Here is a 16,637-nt window from a genome sequence, read left to right on the forward strand (position 1 = left end):
GGGCATCGACGGACAACTCAGGATGAGGCACCCTGGACGACCGGTCGAACCTGGGGCCTTCCCTACGGCTCGGCCGGTGCGCAGTAGTAGGCTCGCGCCGTCTGCTGTTGGAGCACGCCCCGGGCGGCGGGGTAGACGGAGGGGAGGCCATGAGCTTTCGCGGTAAGCCGATCCGCCGGAAGATCGTGGCGCTGCTTCTGGTGCCGCTCGTGTCCCTCGTGTCCATCTGGGCCTTCGCGACCTATCTGACGAGTCGCGAGGCGGCGGACCTCATGGCGTCCACGGACGCCCTCGACCGGGTCGACCGGCCGGTGCACGACGTCACCCACGCCCTTCAGCGCGAACGCCGCCAGACCCTCGTCCACCTCGCGGACCCGCGCCGTTCCGACGCGCTGACCCGCCTGGACCGCCAGCAGCGGGAGACGGACCGGGCCGTCGCCACCGTACGGGAACGGGTCGACGGGGAGTTGCGCGACGACCTCGACGACCGGGCCGAGTCCGAACTGGACACCATGCTCCAGGTGCTCTCCAGCCTCCGGGACCTGCGCCACCGCACGGACGCCAGCACCCTCAGCCGCGGCGGCGCGTTCCAGGCGTACAACGACGTGGTCGACCCGTGCTTCGGCTTCCTCGACTCGCTGCACGGGCTGGACCGCACGGAGCTGGAGAAGTACGGGCGGGCCCTGGTCGGGGTCGCGCAGGCCCGCGAGTTCCTGTCCCGCGAGGACGCCCTGATGGCCGCCGCGCTCGCCGCGGGCGAGGTCACCAAGGGCGACCAGCGCGCCTTCTCCGACCGCATCGCCGAACGCAACCTCGCCTACGGCGCCAGCCTCCGGCAGATGCCCGCCGAGGAGCGCGACCCGTTCGAGAACTACTGGCGCGGCACCAACGGCCGTACCCTCGCCAGCTACGAGGACGCCCTCACCGCCTCCGCCACCCGCGACGCCGAGCGCGTCGTCGGCGTGGACCGCTGGGAGGAGACCACCTCCGCCGTCCTCGACGACACCCAGCGGCTCGGCTTCGACGCCCACGAACGCTTCGAGGCCCGGATCGAGAGCGAGGCCGACGAGGTCACGCTGCGCGCGGGCGTCGCCATCGTCCTCGGCTGCCTCGCCGTCGTCGCGTCGATCGTCGTCTCCGTACGCGTGGGCCGCAGCCTGATCCGCGACCTGAGCACGCTCCGCAAGGAGGCCAACGAGTCGGCGGGCGTACGGCTGCCCAGCGTGATGCGCCGCCTCGCCGCGGGCGAGCAGGTCGACGTGGAGACCGAGGCGCCGCGCCTCGACTACCCGCAGGACGAGACCGGGCAGGTCGGGCAGGCGCTCAACACCCTCCAGCGCGCCGCCGTCGAGGCCGCCGTCAAACAGGCCGACATGCGCCGCGGCGTCTCCGAGGTCTTCGTCAACCTCGCCCGCCGCAACCAGGTCCTGCTGCACCGCCAGCTGACCCTCCTCGACACGATGGAACGCCGCACCGAGGACGCCGACGAACTCGCTGACCTCTTCCGCCTCGACCACCTCACGACCCGCATGCGGCGGCACGCGGAGGGCCTCGTCATCCTCTCCGGTGTCGCGCCCTCGCGGCAGTGGCGCAAGCCGGTGCAGCTGATGGACGTCGTACGGGCCGCCGTCGCGGAGGTCGAGGACTACGAGCGGATCGAGGTGCGGCGGCTGCCGAAGCTCGCCGTCGACGGCAGCGCCGTCGCGGACCTCACCCACCTCGTCGCGGAGCTGCTGGAGAACGCGACGGTGTTCTCGCCGCCGCACACCGCGGTCCAGGTGCACGGCGAACGCGTCGCCAACGGCTTCACCCTGGAGATCCACGACCGCGGCCTCGGCATGAACGCCGACGCGCTCCTCGACGCCAACCTCCGGCTCGCCGAGACCCCCGAGTTCGAGCTGTCCGACACCGACCGGCTCGGCCTGTTCGTGGTCTCGCGGCTCGCGCAGCGCCAGGGCGTACGGGTCTCGCTCCAGCCGTCGCCGTACGGCGGGACCACCGCCGTGGTGCTCATACCCGGCGCGGTCCTCACCGAGACCGACGACCGCGACGAGCAGCGGCGCGACGAGCGCCGTGCCGTCACCCGCGGCGACGGCGCCGCCGGGGACGACCGTTTCGCGGCCCTCGCCCAGGTGCCCGTACCGCTGCTGGAACGGGGCACGGTGCCCGCCGCGCTGGACGGCCCCGTGGAGCTGGAGCCGCCGCTCGACCCGGACGAGGGCGACGACGCGGACGGTGCGGGCGGCCTCTTCCGCCCCCGTCCGAAGCTCCCCGCCCGGCGGCGCGCCGACCGCCTCCGGGAGCCCGACGACGACCGCGACGCGGCCGCGGACCCCGCCGCGAACGGCCGCCCCGCACGGGCACGCGAACCCGAGGGCCCGGCCCGCGCCGCCGACGGACCGGCGCCGCTGCCGAGCCGCCGCCGCGGCGCCCCCGTACTCGTCTCCGACCACGGCCGCCCCGTCGACGACCGGCGGCGGCCCCTGGACCGGCGGCCCCCCGAGCAGCGGCGCGACCCGGACGCCGACGGCGGCGGCCCGGCGCCCGTACCCGACCCCGCCCCGGGGCCCGGAACCGACGCCGTGCCGGACGACGCCCCCAGCGGCGGCGGCCCGGGTGGCGGCGGCGGATCGGCCGCCCTCGGCGGCCTCCCGCGCCGCGTACGGCAGGCCAGCATCGCCCCGCAGCTGCGCGCCGAGGCCCCGTCCCCCGCACCGGGCGACGGCGCCACGGCGGACGACGCCGGGGACGCCCGCACCGACGCGGACGACGAACGCGACGCCCGGAAGGTCCGCAGCCGGATGGCGTCGATGCAACGCGGCTGGCAGCGGGGACGCCGTGAGAGCGGCGACCCGCTGCGGAACGCCGCGGCGGAACCACGAACAGGCACCACACCGGAGGGGGAAGACCGATGACCGGTCCCATGGGGGGCTCGTACGGCGGCACGGGCGGCGGGGACGACCTCAACTGGCTGCTGGACGAGCTGGTCCAGCGCGTCACCAGCATCCGCAAGGCACTCGTCCTCTCCGGCGACGGCCTCGCCCGCGGCAGCTCGGAGGGGCTCACCCGCGAGGACGGCGAGCATTTGGCCGCGGTCGCGTCCGGCTTCCACAGCCTGGCCAAGGGCGTCGGGCGGCACTTCGAGGCGGGCGACGTCCGCCAGACGGTGGTGGAGCTGGAGGACGCGTTCCTCTTCGTCACCGCCGCCGGGGACGGCAGCTGCCTGGCCGTCCTCGCCGACTCCGAGTCCGACGTCGGCCAGGTCGCGTACGAGATGACGCTCCTGGTCAAGCGCGTCGGCGTCCATCTGCGGACGGCTCCCCGCTCCGGTCCGCCGGGCAGAGGCTGACAGGCAGTCGGCGGGCGGGGGGCTCCCATGACGGACCGCTGGTTCGACGACGCGGCAGGGCCGGTGGTACGGCCGTACGCCATGACGCGTGGTCGCACCCGGAGCGGCGCTTCCGACGCGCGGCTCGACCTGATCGCGCTCGTCCTCGCGGAGAGCGCGGGCGACGGCTCGGCCGCATGGGAGGCCGGTGACGACATCGACGACCACACGCTCGCCCCGGAGCACGTCGACATCGTCACGCGGGTCCGCCGCACCCCGCAGTCGGTCGCCGAACTGGCCGCGGAACTCGATCTCCCGGTGGGCGTCGTACGCGTCCTCATCGGTGATCTCATCGACGCGGAGTTGGTCCGCGTCACCCGCCCCGTCCCCCCGGCCGAGCTGCCGGACGAGGACATACTGCGCGAGGTGATCAATGGTCTTCGGGCGCTCTGAGCGCAGCCGGGCGAAGGAGGCGGAAGCCGCCGTGAACGAGCCCGTCACCCTGAAGGTGCTGGTGGCAGGAGGCTTCGGCGTCGGCAAGACGACGTTCGTGGGCTCCGTCAGCGAGATCAGACCGCTGCGTACGGAGGAGGCGCTGACGGAGGCGGGCCGCGCCCTCGACGACACGAGCGGTGTCGAGGCCAAGGCGACGACCACCGTCGCGATGGACTTCGGCCGCATCACGATCAACGAGAAGGTGCTGCTCTACCTCTTCGGCACCCCCGGCCAGAGCCGGTTCTGGTTCCTGTGGGACGAGCTGGCGCAGGGCGCGCTGGGCGCCGTCGTCCTCGCCGACACCCGGCGCCTGGAGGACTGCTTCGCCGCGATCGACTACTTCGAGCGGCGCGGCATCCCCTTCGCGATCGGCGTCAACTGCTTCGAGGGCGCCGACCGTTACCCCGTGGAGACCGTACGGCGGGCGCTCGACCTCGCGGAGAGCGTGCCGGTGATGCTGTGCGACGCGCGGGAGCGCGACTCGGCGCGCGACGTGCTGCTGATGGTCGTGGAGCACGCCATGCGCACGGCGGTGGCACGGAACCAGCCCGCGCCCGCCCCCTGACCGTACGGGGGACGGGCGCGGGCCGGGTCCCGGCGGGCGGCCACGCGCCGCCGGCCGCGCCTCACTCCTCCTGCCAGCCGAAGCTGCGTTCCACGGCCCGGCGCCAGTTCGCGTACTCCCGCTCGCGCTCCCCGGCGTCCATCCGCGGGGTCCACTCCGCGTCGCGCCTCCAGTGCGCCCGCAGCTCGTCGAGGTCCGACCACACGCCGGTCGCCAGCCCCGCCGCGTACGCCGCGCCCAGGCACGTGGTCTCGGCGACCACCGGCCGGGTCACCGGTACGCCGAGGACGTCCGACTGGTGCTGCATCAGCAGGCCGTTGGCGGTCATGCCGCCGTCGACGCGGAGGGTGGTGATCCGCACGCCCGAGTCCTCGTACATGGCGTCGACCACCTCCCGCGTCTGCCAGCTCGTCGCCTCCAGCACGGCCCGCGCCAGGTGCGCCTTCGTGACGTAGCGGGTGAGGCCGGTGACGACGCCGCGCGCGTCCGCGCGCCAGTAGGGCGCGAAGAGGCCGGAGAAGGCCGGGACGATGTACGCGCCACCGTTGTCGTCGACGCTCGCCGCGAGCGGCTCGATCTCCTCCGCCGACGAGATGATCCCCAACTGGTCCCGGAACCACTGCACCAGCGCCCCGGTGATCGCGATGGACCCCTCCAGGCAGTACACGGGCTGCTCGCCGCCGAGCTGGTAGCCCATCGTCGTCAGCAGCCCGTTCCGCGACGCGACCGGCCGGGTGCCGGTGTTGAGCAGCAGGAACGAGCCGGTGCCGTACGTGTTCTTCGCCTCGCCCACGCCGTAGCAGGTCTGCCCGAAGACCGCCGCCTGCTGGTCGCCGAGCGCCGACGCCACCGGCACGCCCGCGAGGACGCCCACGGCCGTGCCGTACACCTCGGCGGACGGACGGATCTCCGGGAGGACCGACTCGGGCACGTTCATCGCCGCGAGGATCGACGGGTCCCACTGGAGGGTCTCCAGGTCCATCAGCATCGTGCGGCCCGCGTTGGTCACGTCGGTCACGTGGACGCCGCCGTCGGTGCCGCCGGTGAGGTTCCAGATCAGCCAGGAGTCCATCGTGCCGAACGCGATGCCGCCCGCCTCCGCGCGCTTCCGCAGCCCCGGCACGTGGTCCAGCAGCCAGGCGATCTTCGGCCCGGAGAAGTAGCTGGCGAGCGGCAGCCCGGTCCGCTCCCGAAAGCGGTCCTGGCCCTCCTCGCCGCCCAGTTCCGCGCAGAGCGCCGACGTACGGGTGTCCTGCCAGACGACGGCGTTGTGCACGGGCTCGCCGGTCGCCCGGTCCCACAGGAGCGTGGTCTCCCGCTGGTTGGTGATGCCGAGGGCGGACAGCTGGTCGGCCCGCAGGCCCGCCCGCGCCAACGCCCCGGCGACGACCTCCTGGGTCTTCGTCCAGATCTCGGCGGCGTCGTGCTCGACCCAGCCGGGCTTCGGGAAGATCTGCCGGTGCTCCTGCTGGTCGACGGCGACGAGGGCGCCGCCCCGGTCGAAGATGATGCAGCGGCTGGAGGTCGTGCCCTGGTCGATCGCCGCGACGTAACTGTCCGTCATGGGGTGCGTCCCTTGCTCAGAAGGCGAGTCGGAAGATGCCGGCGGCGAGCGCCGCCCCGATCAGTGGGCCCGCCACGGGGACCCAGGCGTAGCCCCAGTCGGAGGTGCCCTTGTGCGGGATGGGCAGCACCGCGTGCGCGAGGCGGGGGCCCAGGTCGCGGGCGGGGTTGATGGCGTAGCCCGTCGGCCCGCCGAGGGACAGGCCGATGCCGACGACGACGAACGCCACCATCAGCACCGCCGTACCGGACTCGCCCAGCCCCTTCGTCAGCCCGAACGCGAGCAGCGGCAGCACGAGCGCGACGGTCGCGACGACCTCGGTCAGCAGGTTCGCCACCGGGTTCCGGATCTCCGGGATGGTGGAGAAGATGCCGAGCGTCGGCTGCGCGTGCTTCGTGTCGGAGTTGGCGGCGAACTGCGCGAAGTAGACCACCCAGGTCAGTACGGCCCCGATGAACGCGCCGACCAGCTGCCCCGCGACGTACACCGGCACCTTGCCCCACCCGCCGCCGTCCATCGCGATGCCCAGCGTCACCGCCGGGTTGAGGTGCCCGCCGGACAGCGGCGCGGCGGTGTACGCACCGGCTAGGACGCCGAAGCCCCAGCCGAACGCGATGACGATCCAGCCTGAGTCCTTCGCCTTCGAGTGCCGGAGGGTGACGGCGGCGCAGACGCCCGCGCCGAAGAGGATCAGGATCGCGGTGCCGATGACCTCCCCCGCGAAGATGTCCCCGTTCGAGAATTGCTCCATAGCGGCTCCCTAGTGCCCTCGCCCGGGGTGGCGGCCCCGGACGTCCCTGAAGGGTGATTGCGCGCGTGGTCGCGGAACGGCCGCGGGCGGGGACGCCGGTGTCCGCCGTCCCCGCCCGGCCGCCGCGTCGAGCGTGGACGCAGTGTTCATCCCGTCTGACGGGCCGTCAAGACACCGGGCGGGCCCGGCCCGGCGCGGCCGGCGCGGCCGTCGCGGACGGAAGTCGGCCCGAGCACGAACCGGCGCCGGGAAACCGGCGTCCCTTGTAGGTGACGGCGGCGCCGGGGCCGACGGGGGTGGTTCCGGCGCCGCCGTCGTACGCGTGGGGGAGGCGGTACGGGAGGACCCGCGCGACCCCCGCCGTCAGCGCCCGCCCAGGGAGCGGCGCGAGACCGGGAAGTCGAAGTACGTGTCGGGGAACGTCTCCGGCGTGAACGTGTAGTGCCACCACTCGGCCGCGTAGTTCTCGAAGCCCACCGCCTCCAGCCCGCGCTTGAGCAGCAGCCGGTTGGCGCGCTGCTCGCCCCTGATCCGGGGGTCGAGGGTGTGCGACAGGGTGTCGAAGCAGTCGTAACCGGTGCCCATGTCCAGGGAGTTGTCCGGGAAACGCAGCTCCCGCGGCGCGTAGCACGGCGTCAGCGGCTCCCCGGGCACGTACGGGCGGGTGGGCAGTCCCGGGAGCCGTACGAGCGTCAGGTCGACGGTGCTGCCGCGGCTGTGCCCCGACCGCTCCGCGATGTAACCGTCCTCGAACAGCCGGGACTTGTCGACGCGCGGGTAGAACTCGCCCTTCATCCGCTGGTCGTCCAGGTCCTCCGCCCAGCGCACGAAGTGGTCGACGGCGCGCTGCGGGCGGTAGCAGTCGTACACCTTCAACGTGTAGCCCTGCCGCAGGAACTGCCGCTGCGCCGTGCGCAGGGCGCGGGCCGCGTCCCGGGTGAGGAGGCACAGCGGCTGGCGGTAGCCGTCGACGCGTTCGCCGACGAAGTCGTGGCGGGTGAAGTAGCGGATCTCCTGGCGGACCGTCGGGGCCACGTCGCGCAGCGCCACGAACTCCCGGGGCGCCCGCGGCTCCCCGGCACGGCTCGTACCACCCGCCCCGTCCCGGGCGGTCGACGCCGTGGCGGCGCCCGCCGGAGCGGGGGTGAGGGACGCGAGCAGGGCGGCGGCGGTCGCGCCGAGCGCGAGACGGCGCAGCACACGGGCGACGGACGGGACGGCGGAGGCGGCGGGGGAGCGGCCCGCGAGGGGCAGGGGACGAGGCATCCCCACTGCCTACCGCAGCCGCCCCCCGCGCGGAAGAGGCACGACGTACGCACCCCCGCCGCCGCCCCGTACGTACGTCAGCCGCGCACCCGCAGCGGGTAGTCCACCCGGCGGCCGTCCTCCCGCGTCACCACCGGCGCGCCGTCGTCCGCCACCCGCACGGTCAGCCGTTCGGCCTCGGGCACCTCCCAGCCGTCCCCCGCGTCCCGTATCAGCAGACCCGTGCCGCTGCGCCCCCGCGCCGGGGTCCACACCTCCAGCTCGATCCCGCCGTCCGCCCCCACCACCGGGATCGCCGCCCCCGCGCGCGCCAGCACCGGCACCCGCCCCAGCGGCGCGTCCAGCTCCACGCGCGCGGGCCCCTCGTACGCCCGCCCCGTCGCCGTGTCGTACCAGCGCCCGCGCGGCAGCCGTACGGAACGCCGCCGCGCCCCCTTCTCCAGCACCGGCGCCACCAGCAGCGCGTCCCCCAGCAGGAACGCGTCGTCGCAGTCGCGCAGCGCCCGGTCCCGGGAGTGCTGCCACCACAGCGGACGCACGTACGGGGCGCCCGTACGGTGCGCGAGATGCGCCAGCGTCACGAAGTACGGCAGCAGCTCCTCCCGGCGGGCGAGCGCGGCCCGCGCGCCCTCCAGCACCTCCGGGCCGAACTCCCACGGCTCGCGCCGCCCCGCCAGCTTCGCCGCGTGCGTACGGAACAGCGGCAGATAAGCGCCGAGTTGGAACCAGCGCAGGTACAGCTCCGGCGACGGCGTCCCCGTGAAGCCCCCCACGTCCGGCCCCGAGTACGGCACGCCGCACAACCCCAGCCCGAGCGCCAGCGACAGCGACGCCCGCAACCCCGACCAGCCCGTCGTCACATCCCCCGAACAGGCGCCGCCGTACCGCTGCATGCCCGCCCAGCCGGACCGCGAGAAGAGGAACGGGCGCTGCTCCGGACGCAGTTCGAGCAGCCCGTGGTACGCCGCCTCCGCCATCGCCAGCCCGTACACGTTGTGCGCCTCCCGGTGGTCGCCACCGCGCCCCTCCAGCGCGTGCCGGGACGAACGCGGCAGCGTCGGTTCGCCGAACGCGGCGAACGACGTGGGCTCGTTCAGGTCGTGCCACACCCCGGCGAAGCCCTGCGCCAGCCGCTCCGCGTACAGCTGCCCCCACCACTTGCGCACCTTCGGGTCCGTGAAGTCGGGGAACGCCGTACGGCCCGGCCACGTCACGCCGTGCACCTCACGGCCCCGCCCGTCGCGCACGAAGGCGTCCACGGCGGTCCCCGCGTCGTACACCGCGTCGCCCGGCTCGGCCTTCACCGCCGGGTCGACGATCGACACCAACCGCGTGCCCCGCCCGCGCAGTTCGGACGCCAGCCCCGGCAGGTCCGGGAAGCGCCGCCGGTCGACGGTGAACACGCGGTGCCCGTCGAGGTGGTCGATGTCCAGGTGCAGCGCCCGCAGCGGCAGCCCCCGCTCCCGGTACCCGGCGGCGATCCGGCGTACCTCCCGTTCCGTGCCGAAGCCCCACCGCGCGTGCTGGTGCCCCAGCGCCCAGTGCGGGGGGAGCGCGGGAGCGCCGGTCAGCGCCGTCCAGCCGCGCAGGACACGCGCGGGCGCCCCGGCCACCACCCAGTACCGCAGCGGGCCGCCACTCATCCGCAGCTCGCACCGGCCCGGCCGGTCGTGGCCCGAACCGGCGCCGACGTCACCCTGGCGCAACTGCACCCGGCCGTCCCAGCTGTTGTCGTGGAACACCAGATGACTGCCCGCGTCCGCGACGACGAACTGCACCGGCATCGTGATGTACAGCGGGTCGTCACCCCGCTCGAACGGGCCCGGCCCCGTGTTCCACAGCCGGTACGTGCCGTCCGGCAGCCGCGGCCCCGCCGTACGGCCGCCGAGCCCGAAGAACCGCGCGTCCGGCGCCACCCGCGAACGCTGCACCCAGCGCGTCACCGAGGACCCGTCCTCCGGCCCCCACCAGCACGGCGGCAGATCGCTGCGCAGCACCGCGCCACCCGGCGTACGCAGCTCCACCGCCCCGAACCGCGACACCGTCACCATGACCCGCTCGGACACCACCCGCCAGCCGCCGTCCATGTCCGGCTCCAGCCCGGCCCGCGGATCGGGCTCCGGGCAGCCGCCCGCCAGCGCGTACGACGGCTCCGGCCCGGCCCCGTCCCAGCCGCAGAACACCGCGCCGCCCACGGCCACCCGCACCCGCAGCGACGACCGCGCGAAGTGGATCACCCCGCCCCCGGGGCGCGGCTCCGCGCCCCGCGCGGGACCCGGCACGCGGGCACGTTCGGGGCGGGTACGGGGGAGACCGTCCGCGTCCGTACGGCTGCGGCGCCACGCGGACCGGAGGGCACGTACGCCCTGAGCCGCGCCCACCACTCTTGCCGACCGCACCAGGCCACGCGCATCCATGCTGCTCAGCCTGCCATTCGCGACGATCCGGTGGAGCATCGTTCAACGTGCGTTCACCCACGTCTCGCCTGGGCGCCGCTTTCCGGCCGAGGTGTCCGCCTGCCCAGTGGCAAATCTCCAGAACTCCGAGGCCCCGCACGGTACTTCGGGCCGGGCGCCCACCCGGCACCCCGCCCCCGTACGGCAACGTGCCCCGCCACCGCGCCGTACACACCCCCCGGCGACCGGCTTCGCCACTGGTGCCCGCCACGGTCACATGGCATCGTCCTGCCTACCGCCGGGCACGCGCACACCCCAGCACGTGCGCGGAAGCCGACGCACACGACGCGTACCAGCCGGGAGCCGCCATGACCGCAGCGCACCACACCCCGTCCCCCGAGGAAGCCGCGACAGGCACGACAGGCACGACTGCCGCGGACACCGGGGGCGCCGCCCCCACGGAGGGCACGGCCCCGGAGCCGCTCTGGCGCCCCGGACCGGAACGGGTGGACGGCGCGCGGATCACCGCCTTCCACGCCTGGGCCGCCCGACAGCACGGCGCCCCCGCCCCCGTACCCGGCGACCCGGAGGCCGACTACGCGGCGCTGCACGCCTGGTCCGTACGCGAGCTGCCCGCGTTCTGGCAGGCCGTCACCGAATGGTTCGACGTACGCTTCGGCAGCCCGTACGAGACGGTGCTCGCCGACCGCGCCATGCCCGGCGCCCGCTGGTTCCCCGGCGCCACCCTCAACTACGCCGAACACGCCCTGCGCGCCGCCGAGGACCCCGCGCGCGCCGACGAGCCCGCGCTCCTGCACGTCGACGAACGCCACCGGCCCGAACCCGTCACCTGGGCCGAACTGCGCCGCCAGGTCGGCTCCCTCGCCGCCGAACTGCGCCGCCTCGGCGTACGCCCCGGCGACCGCGTCAGCGGCTACCTGCCCAACATCCCGCAGGCCGCCGTCGCCTTCCTCGCCACCGCCGCCGTGGGCGCCGTCTGGACCTCCTGCGCGCCCGACTTCGGCGCGCGCAGCGTCCTCGACCGCTTCCAGCAGGTCGAACCCACCGTCCTGTTCACCGTCGACGGCTACCGCTACGGCGGCAAGGAGCACGACCGCACCGCCACCGTCGCCGAACTGCGCCGCGAACTCCCCGGCCTCCGCGCGGTCGTCCACGTCCCGCTGCTCGGCACCCCCGCCCCCGACGGCGCCCTGGAATGGTCCGCGCTGACCGCCGCCGACACCGAACCGGAGTTCACCCGCGTCCCCTTCGACCACCCCCTCTGGGTCCTCTACTCCTCCGGCACCACCGGCCTCCCCAAGGCCATCGTCCAGTCCCAGGGCGGCATCCTCGTCGAACACCTCAAGCAGCTCGGCCTGCACTGCGACCTCGGCCCCGGCGACCGGTTCTTCTGGTACACCTCCACCGGCTGGATGATGTGGAACTTCCTCGTCTCCGGCCTCCTCGCCGGCTGCACCGTCGTCCTCTACGACGGCAGCCCCGGCCACCCCGACACCGGCGCCCAGTGGCGCGTCGCGGAACTCACCGGCGCCACCGTCTACGGCACCTCCGCCGCGTACGTCATGGCCTGCCGCAAGGCGGGCGTCCAACCGCGCCGCGACCACGACCTGTCCCGCCTCAAGTGCGTCGCCACCACCGGCTCACCGCTGCCCCCCGACGGCTTCCGCTGGCTGCACGACGCCGTCTCCGACGACCTGTGGACCGCCTCCGTCAGCGGCGGCACCGACGTGTGCTCCTGCTTCGCCGGAGCCGTGCCCACGCTCCCCGTCCACACCGGCGAACTCCAGGCGCCCTGCCTCGGCACTGACCTCCGCTCCTGGGACCCCGCCGGGAACGACCTCACGGACGAGGTCGGGGAGCTGGTCGTCGTCAACCCCATGCCGTCCATGCCGATCCGCTTCTGGAACGACCCCGACGGCGAGCGCTACCGCGAGAGCTACTTCGACACCTACCCCGGCGTCTGGAGGCACGGCGACTGGACGACCCTGACCTCCCGCAACACCGTGGTCATCCACGGCCGTTCGGACTCCACCCTGAACCGCCAGGGCGTCCGCATGGGCTCCGCCGACATCTACGAGGCCGTCGAACGCCTCCCCGAGATCCGCGAGTCCCTCGTCATCGGCGTCGAACAGCGCGACGGCGGCTACTGGATGCCCCTCTTCGTCCACCTCGCCCCCGGCGCGACCCTCGACGACACCCTCCGCGACCGCATCCGGACCACCATCCGGCAGTCCCTCTCACCCCGCCACGTACCGGACGAGGTCATCGAGGTCCCCGCCGTCCCGCACACCCTCACCGGCAAGCGGCTGGAGGTCCCCGTCAAGCGCCTCCTCCAGGGCACACGCCTGGAGAAGGCCGTCAACCCCGGCTCCGTGGACGACGTCGAACTCCTCCGCTTCTACGCCGACCTGGCCGCCGGACGCCCCGCCTGAGCCCGGCCGTACGACGGGAGGAACCGGTTGTCAGACCCCTCGGCTACGTTGAGTGAGTGCCGTGAGCCGTACGTGACGAGGGGGAGCCGTGACCCACACCAGGAGCCGCAGGCGGAGCCAGTTCCGCGCGCTGCGCCGCGAAGCACCCAGCACCGTGGCGGTGCTGGCGGCACCCGCCGACTTCGCGGCCATGCGCGCGTACAGGTCCTTCACCTTCCGTGACCACCGGGCGTACCTGCGCCGTACGGAGACGCTGCTGCGCGCCCTCGCGCGCCAGGGCGTCACCACCCGCGTCACCTGCTTCGACCCAGCGGACTACGCGCTGTTCTGCGACGGCGCCCGCCTCGACCCGGACTCCCCGGAGAGCCGCAGCCGGTACGTGGCGGAGATCGCCGCCACCGGCACCACCGTCCCCTACGCCGGACAGCGCATCGACGACCTGGTGCCGCTGCTCACCGGCACCCAGGCGGGCAGGCGCACCTGGCAGGACGTGGCGGAGCTGCTGGCGTGCGCGGACACCGACGACCGCCCGTCCACCGGACCGCCAACCGCGCGCGGGCACGCCGCGTTCCGCCGCGCGGCCGACGCGCTCAACGCACTGCTGGAGTACGCCGGGACCGGCCGGCACCACCTGGTGTGCAGCGTCCACGTCACCGGCGGTGGGCCGCTCTCCGCCGCGCTCACCGTCGTCCGCACCCACGACGGCCTGCTCCGCATGACCGACACGGACGCCCTGCTGCTGTGCGGCGTCCTGGCCGCGGGCCTGGCGACCGGCAGCCCCGGCGGGATCGTGCTCCGCACCGGCCGCGTCCCGCCGTCCGGACCCCCGGGCGCCGGGACCGTACGCGGCTGGAGCGTCCGGGACGGATGGCTGCGGCCGCTCACCGAGGCCGAGGTGTTCGCGGCGTACTGCACGGACGCCGACACCGGCGAGCCGGTGCCACCCGAGCCGGACGTCGAGTACGCGCCCGGATACGCCCTGCCCCGCCCCCGACCGGGCGGGGGCGGACACCGCTGACGGCGCCCGCCCCGTGGCCGCCGTGGCGCGAACGCCCGGCGGCCCGCGCTCACTTCGCGGCGAGCACCGCCTGAGCGGCCGTCCGCGCGTCCTCCGCGCTGTCGGCGGCGCGGGCGGCGGCCGCCGCCCGCTCGCAGTCCGCCAGCGAGTGCGCGGCCAGAGCGGCGCGCACGTACGGGATGGAGGAGGCGCCCATCGACAGGCTGGTGACACCGAGCCCCGTCAACACGCACGCCAGCAGCGGGTCCGCCGCCGCCTCGCCGCACACGCCGCAGCTCTTGCCCTCCGCCTTCGCCGCGTCCGCCGACAGCGCCACCAGGTCCAGCAGCGCGGGCTGCCACGGGTCCTGGAGCCGGGACACGGCACCGACCTGCCGGTCGGCGGCGAAGGTGTACTGGGCGAGGTCGTTCGTCCCCAGCGACAGGAACTCGACCTCCTGGAGCACCGAACGCGCCCGCAGCGCCGCCGACGGGATCTCCACCATCGCGCCGTACTTCGCCCGCAGCCCCGCGGCCCGGCACGCGTCCGCGAACGCGCGGGCGTCCTGCCGGTCGGCCACCATCGGGGCCATGACCTCCAGGTACACCGGCAGCCCCTCCGCCGCCCTGGCGAGCGCGGCCAGCTGCGTGGCGAGCACCTCGGGGTGGTCCAGCAGCGTCCGCAGCCCACGTACGCCGAGCGCCGGGTTGGGCTCGTCCGCCGGGGTCAGGAAGTCCAGCGGCTTGTCCGCACCCGCGTCCAGCACGCGTACGACGACACGCCCCTCCGGGAACGCCTCCAGCACCTCCCGGTACGCCGCCACCTGCTTGTCCTCCGACGGCGCCTTCGCGCTGTCGTCCAGGAACAGGAACTCCGTACGGAACAGGCCCACACCCTCCGCCCCGGCCTCCAGCGCGGCGGGCAGGTCCGAGGGACCGCCGATGTTCGCCAGCAGCGGCACCTTGTGCCCGTCCGACGTCACCCCCGGACCGGTGGACGCCGCCAGCGCCGCCCTCCGCTCGGCCGCGGCACGCTCCAGCGCGGCCCGCTGCTCGTCGTCCGGGTCCACGGTGACGTGCCCGGTGGCGCCGTCCACCGCGACGACGGTGCCCTCCGGCAGTGCCGCGCACGCCCCAGGCAGCGCGACCACGGCGGGCACACCCAGCGCACGCGCCAGGATCGCGCTGTGACTCGTCGGACCGCCCTCCTCCGTGACGAAACCGAGCACCAGGGACGGGTCCAGGAGGGCCGTGTCCGCCGGGGCCAGGTCACGCGCGATGAGCACGTACGGCTCGTCGCTGTCCGGCACGCCCGGCATCGGCACGCCCAGCAGCCGCGCCACGATGCGGTTGCGCACGTCGTCCAGGTCCGCGACCCGGCCCGCGAGGTACTCGCCCGCGTTCGCGAGCAGCTCGCGGTACGCGGCGAACGCGTCGTACACCCCGCGCTCCGCCGTGCTCCCCGCCGTGATCCGCCGCTCCACGTCGGCCTGCAACTCGGGGTCCTGCGCCATCATCGCCTGGGCCTCCAGCACGCCCTGCGCCTCGCCCCCCGCGAGCTGGCCGCGGGCGACCAGGTCGGCGGCCACGGCGTCCACCGCCCGCCGGGCACGCTCCTGCTCCCGCTCGGCGTCCTCGGGCGCGACCTGCCCGGCGGGCGGTTCCAGCACCGCGGTGCCCATGTGCCGCGCCTCACCGATCGCGACCCCGTGACTCACACCTACGCCTTGAAGCGTTGCGTCCATCTCACCCGTCTCCGGTCTGAAGCGACGGCCCGGCCGCCGCGGTTCCTGCTGTCCTCGCCCCGCGACGGGGCGCGGCGGTCACGCCCAGCTGAAGAGGGCCCCGCCCGCCGCGACGTCGCCGTCGTCGGCCACGTCGGTGAGCGCGTCGGCGGCGGCTTCGAGCGCCACGACGGGGGAGATGGGGGACTTGCCCGCCTGCTCCACCGTGGCCGGGTTCCAGCGGACGACGGGGTCGCCACGCTTCACCGTGTCGCCCTTGGAGGCGAGGAGTTCGAAACCCTCACCGTTCAGCTGCACCGTGTCGATGCCGAGGTGGGTGAGGACACCGTGCCCCTCGGCGTCGACGACGACGAACGCGTGCGGGTGGAGCGACACGACGATGCCGTCGACCGGGGCGACCGCCTCGGTGGGCTCGCGTACGGGATCGATCGCGGTGCCGGGGCCCACCATCGCCCCCGAGAACACCGGGTCGGGGACTGCGGCGAGTCCGATGGCATGTCCGGCGAGCGGGGACGTCACGGTGGTCATGGGAAGCCTCCCAGTGGCGGGGTCCGGTCAACGGCCGTCTCTGCCTCTCCGGGACGGCGCACCGAGGGAAGCCTAAGTCATAGGAAGATCTGAAACCCCTTGGGACAGCGGGCGGAACGGCACCCTCACCGGACCCCGGGACCCACCCCCGATCCGGGCCCCACGCACCCGATTTGCTGCGCCCCTGCCCGGCCTGTACTGTCGTACCCCTGCCCGGCGCTGAGCCGCGGGGCAGCACTCCGAAGAAACCAACTCCCGCAAAACCAACACTGGTTCGGCATGTTCGCATCCGAACGGGTGGCGGAACAGGGGAAATTGATCTGGTAGATTCGGAAACGCGAAACACCGAAGGGAACACCCGGAGGGGCCAGGGATGGTTCTGATGGAAGTGTCCGTTCTTTGAGAACTCAACAGCGTGCCAAAAGTCAACGCCAGATATGTTGATACCCCGGCCTTCCCACTGCGTGTGGGGTGGTTTGGGTTCCTTTAGAGATTGATACGCAGCGAGGATGCTGAGGTTGCCCTGGATTATTCCTTCGGGGTGCCCGGC

The 16,637-nt window shown here is 74.2% G+C and carries 12 protein-coding genes; 6 read left to right on the forward strand and 6 right to left on the reverse strand.

All coding sequences use genetic code 11. The annotated features are described in order from the left end of the window. Positions 1 to 149: 149 nt before the first annotated feature. The 4 genes from D7M15_RS27810 to D7M15_RS27825 are packed head-to-tail and all read left to right on the forward strand — an operon-like array spanning position 150 to position 4,388. Entirely contained in the window at positions 150 to 2,915 is a 2,766-nt protein-coding gene (locus tag D7M15_RS27810) for a nitrate- and nitrite sensing domain-containing protein (protein WP_121520009.1), read from the forward strand. Then, positions 2,912 to 3,349, forward strand: a complete 438-nt coding sequence (locus D7M15_RS27815) for a roadblock/LC7 domain-containing protein (RefSeq protein ID WP_121520010.1) — start codon at positions 2,912 to 2,914, stop codon at positions 3,347 to 3,349. The genes D7M15_RS27810 and D7M15_RS27815 overlap by 4 nt, the downstream gene beginning before the upstream one ends. A 27-nt stretch (positions 3,350 to 3,376) precedes the next feature. Beyond that, complete coding sequence (locus D7M15_RS27820) at positions 3,377 to 3,781, forward strand: DUF742 domain-containing protein (RefSeq protein ID WP_121520011.1); 405 nt, start codon at positions 3,377 to 3,379, stop codon at positions 3,779 to 3,781. Next, a complete protein-coding gene (locus D7M15_RS27825; RefSeq protein ID WP_121520012.1) occupies positions 3,762 to 4,388 on the forward strand; it encodes an ATP/GTP-binding protein in 627 nt (208 codons plus the stop codon). The genes D7M15_RS27820 and D7M15_RS27825 overlap by 20 nt, the downstream gene beginning before the upstream one ends. A gap of 61 nt (positions 4,389 to 4,449) precedes the next feature. On the opposite strand, the gene glpK is transcribed toward D7M15_RS27825, so the two are convergent. The 4 genes from glpK to D7M15_RS27845 form a co-directional block, all read right to left on the reverse strand. Then, on the reverse strand, positions 4,450 to 5,952 hold the full coding sequence (gene glpK / locus D7M15_RS27830; RefSeq protein WP_121520013.1) for a glycerol kinase GlpK: 1,503 nt from the start codon (positions 5,950 to 5,952) through the stop codon (positions 4,450 to 4,452). A gap of 16 nt (positions 5,953 to 5,968) precedes the next feature. Beyond that, on the reverse strand, positions 5,969 to 6,703 hold the full coding sequence (locus tag D7M15_RS27835) for an MIP/aquaporin family protein (RefSeq protein ID WP_121520014.1): 735 nt from the start codon (positions 6,701 to 6,703) through the stop codon (positions 5,969 to 5,971). A 363-nt stretch (positions 6,704 to 7,066) separates the two neighbouring features. Further along, entirely contained in the window at positions 7,067 to 7,969 is a 903-nt protein-coding gene (locus tag D7M15_RS27840) for a M15 family metallopeptidase (protein WP_121520015.1), read from the reverse strand. A 77-nt stretch (positions 7,970 to 8,046) separates the two neighbouring features. Then, positions 8,047 to 10,386: a glycoside hydrolase family 31 protein gene (locus D7M15_RS27845; RefSeq protein WP_121521540.1), complete on the reverse strand. Its 2,340-nt coding sequence runs from the start codon at positions 10,384 to 10,386 to the stop codon at positions 8,047 to 8,049. A 347-nt stretch (positions 10,387 to 10,733) separates the two neighbouring features. On the opposite strand from D7M15_RS27845, the gene D7M15_RS27850 reads away from it, so the two are divergent. Together D7M15_RS27850 and D7M15_RS27855 are read left to right on the forward strand one after the other, a co-directional pair. Further along, the gene (locus tag D7M15_RS27850; protein WP_121520016.1) at positions 10,734 to 12,818 is read left to right on the forward strand and encodes an acetoacetate--CoA ligase; all 2,085 of its coding nucleotides are present in this window, start codon (positions 10,734 to 10,736) and stop codon (positions 12,816 to 12,818) included. An 88-nt stretch (positions 12,819 to 12,906) separates the two neighbouring features. Next, positions 12,907 to 13,836: a hypothetical protein gene (locus tag D7M15_RS27855; RefSeq protein WP_121520017.1), complete on the forward strand. Its 930-nt coding sequence runs from the start codon at positions 12,907 to 12,909 to the stop codon at positions 13,834 to 13,836. Positions 13,837 to 13,885: 49 nt separating this feature from the next. Here D7M15_RS27855 and ptsP read toward each other — a convergent pair whose 3' ends face one another. Together ptsP and D7M15_RS27865 are read right to left on the reverse strand one after the other, a co-directional pair. Beyond that, positions 13,886 to 15,559 (reverse strand): phosphoenolpyruvate--protein phosphotransferase, encoded by a 1,674-nt coding sequence (ptsP, locus tag D7M15_RS27860; protein WP_121520018.1) that lies wholly within the window; start codon positions 15,557 to 15,559, stop codon positions 13,886 to 13,888. Between the two features lie 78 nt (positions 15,560 to 15,637). After that, positions 15,638 to 16,087, reverse strand: a complete 450-nt coding sequence (locus tag D7M15_RS27865; RefSeq protein ID WP_121520019.1) for a PTS glucose transporter subunit IIA — start codon at positions 16,085 to 16,087, stop codon at positions 15,638 to 15,640. Between the last annotated feature and the right edge of the window lie 550 nt (positions 16,088 to 16,637).

Origin of the sequence: Streptomyces sp. Z26, assembly GCF_003665095.1 — a bacterium.
Lineage (GTDB): Bacteria > Actinomycetota > Actinomycetes > Streptomycetales > Streptomycetaceae > Streptomyces > Streptomyces phytohabitans.

Bases quoted from the DNA above. Each gene is read 5' to 3' on its own strand.
- D7M15_RS27810 (WP_121520009.1), top strand. From the start codon at position 150: ATGAGCTTTCGCGGTAAGCCGATCCGCCGGAAGATCGTGGCGCTGCTT.
- D7M15_RS27815 (WP_121520010.1), top strand. From the start codon at position 2,912: ATGACCGGTCCCATGGGGGGCTCGTACGGCGGCACGGGCGGCGGGGAC.
- D7M15_RS27820 (WP_121520011.1), top strand. From the start codon at position 3,377: ATGACGGACCGCTGGTTCGACGACGCGGCAGGGCCGGTGGTACGGCCG.
- D7M15_RS27825 (WP_121520012.1), top strand. From the start codon at position 3,762: ATGGTCTTCGGGCGCTCTGAGCGCAGCCGGGCGAAGGAGGCGGAAGCC.
- glpK (WP_121520013.1), bottom strand. From the start codon at position 5,952: ATGACGGACAGTTACGTCGCGGCGATCGACCAGGGCACGACCTCCAGC.
- D7M15_RS27835 (WP_121520014.1), bottom strand. From the start codon at position 6,703: ATGGAGCAATTCTCGAACGGGGACATCTTCGCGGGGGAGGTCATCGGC.
- D7M15_RS27840 (WP_121520015.1), bottom strand. From the start codon at position 7,969: ATGCCTCGTCCCCTGCCCCTCGCGGGCCGCTCCCCCGCCGCCTCCGCC.
- D7M15_RS27845 (WP_121521540.1), bottom strand. From the start codon at position 10,386: ATGGATGCGCGTGGCCTGGTGCGGTCGGCAAGAGTGGTGGGCGCGGCT.
- D7M15_RS27850 (WP_121520016.1), top strand. From the start codon at position 10,734: ATGACCGCAGCGCACCACACCCCGTCCCCCGAGGAAGCCGCGACAGGC.
- ptsP (WP_121520018.1), bottom strand. From the start codon at position 15,559: ATGGACGCAACGCTTCAAGGCGTAGGTGTGAGTCACGGGGTCGCGATC.
- D7M15_RS27865 (WP_121520019.1), bottom strand. From the start codon at position 16,087: ATGACCACCGTGACGTCCCCGCTCGCCGGACATGCCATCGGACTCGCC.